This window comes from Methylobacterium sp. Leaf456, assembly GCF_001425465.1.
GTDB lineage: Bacteria > Pseudomonadota > Alphaproteobacteria > Rhizobiales > Beijerinckiaceae > Methylobacterium.
The window spans coordinates 1-1,599 of sequence record NZ_LMQV01000039.1 but is presented as its reverse complement, the minus strand read 5'-3'; the positions used below and the strand labels follow the sequence as shown (position 1 = coordinate 1,599).

Sequence of the window (1,599 nt, the reverse complement as noted above, 5' to 3'; positions counted from 1 at the left end):
CGTGGTCTTGGTTTGGCGCCTCGGCTTCTCCGGGCCGCCGACGGCGTCGAACTCGAACAGGAGGCGACCGCCCGCCTCGTCCGAGATCCAGCCGTCCCTGGTCCAGCCGATGAGCCGGCCGGAATAGGCGTAGACCGCGTCGCCGTCGAGGTAGGCCGCGGGCGTCCCGTCCCAGAGGTAGACGGAGTGCCCGTCGCGGCAGAAGGCGGCTTCCCGGCCCTCGCGGTCGAACAGTTCTATCATGTGGGTCTCCGTCGGAATGGGATGGCGGCTCCCGCCTGTCGGGGGGCGGTCAATTGCTCATCAGGCAGCAGACCGGATTGTTCTGCAGGACGTCCCGGAAGACGCCGCCGAACATCCACTCGCGCATTCTCGAATGCTCGGGGCGCCCATGACGAGGAGGTCCGCGTTCTGCCGTGCGACGAAACCGAGGATCGCCTCGCCCGCGCCTGCATCATCGCTCCCCAGCCTGTGCGGCGTGACGGCCAGGCCGTGCCGGGAAAGGTAGGCGGCCACGTCGTCCAGGCCTTCGCCATCCCCCGCCGGACCGACGACGACGAGGAGGATCTGGTCCGACTGTTCGAGGAACGGCAGGCTGTGGAGGACGGCGCGGCGCGCTTCCAGGGTGTCCTTCCAGGCGACGACGACACGTCGAACGCGCAACGACTCCATGCCGGGCGGGGCGATGAGGACGGGGCGTCCGGCCTCCACGACGAAGGGGCCGGGCAGCACGGTGAGGAGACCGGGCTCGGGATCGGGTGTGCCCGAACGGCCCACCACCACCACGTCAGCCGCCCTGGCCTGCCTGGCGAGGTAGGTCGAGAGATCTGGAAGGTCGGAACGCCAATCGGTCCGGGCGACGCCCCCGACGTTGCGGTCGAACGCGAGCCGAGCCTGCTCCAGGTCCTGCCCCGCCCGTGCCACCTCGACGTCCGTGACCTAGAGGGACGCGTAGATGCTGGTCGAGTAGGTCGGAGACGAGATCTGGCGGGCGGCCACGCCGACGAGTTCGGCCTCGAACCGCATGGCGAGAGAGGCCGCGAGCTGGATGCGGTCCGCCGCGGCGGGGCCGAGGTCCACGGAGACCATGATGCTGGCCACGTTCATGTCGGCGCTCCGTCCTTGAGCCTTGGGATCGATGGCCGGAAGGAAGCACGGTCGATGGTGGGTCGGCCTTGATCCAGAACAAAGTATCGAGGCGGCGGAGCGGTCAGACAGGGGGGGTGGACTGGGCGCACAGCCTTTAGGTGCCCGCCATTCCGGAATCCGATCATGCAATGGCCAGCCAGATCCATAGCCCTCGGGGCGGTCCTTTCGCTCTCCCTTATGGCCCCGCTCCAAGCTGCGGAGGAGCCGAAGGCCGGACCCATGGCAGAGGCGGAGACCAAGCCGGCTCAGGCCTGCCTCGACCACCTCAAGGCGTTCGACGTCCGGATGGAGAAGGACGGCTACTGGCTCGGCGGGTCGGGCTACGGCTATCCCCTCGGCGGCTACTGGTTCTGCGGCATGGCCGGGAACAACGGCATGGCGATGGGCGCCGCCTCCGCGATGATGGGGTACGCGAACGCCCGCCCCGGATACGAGGTCCGGGTGCTCCTC

Annotated in this window: 3 protein-coding genes and 1 pseudogene; 1 reads left to right on the top strand and 3 read right to left on the bottom strand. The window is 69.0% G+C overall.

What is annotated here, in order from left to right; translation table 11 throughout:
- The 3 genes from ASG52_RS17185 to ASG52_RS28690 all read right to left on the bottom strand — a co-directional run.
- Positions 1–243, bottom strand: a 243-nt coding sequence (locus ASG52_RS17185; protein ID WP_056245867.1) for a 4-fold beta flower protein, incomplete at its 3' end; no start/stop codon positions are given.
- 60 nt (positions 244–303) lie between these two features.
- Complete coding sequence (locus tag ASG52_RS17180; protein WP_353612499.1) at positions 304–924, bottom strand: putative universal stress family protein; 621 nt, start codon at positions 922–924, stop codon at positions 304–306.
- 15 nt (positions 925–939) lie between these two features.
- On the bottom strand, positions 940–1,107 hold the full coding sequence (locus ASG52_RS28690) for a hypothetical protein (protein WP_353612498.1): 168 nt from the start codon (positions 1,105–1,107) through the stop codon (positions 940–942).
- A 261-nt stretch (positions 1,108–1,368) separates the two neighbouring features.
- Here ASG52_RS28690 and ASG52_RS17175 point away from each other — a divergent pair.
- Positions 1,369–1,599 (top strand): annotated as a pseudogene (locus tag ASG52_RS17175) (hypothetical protein); the annotation flags it as partial.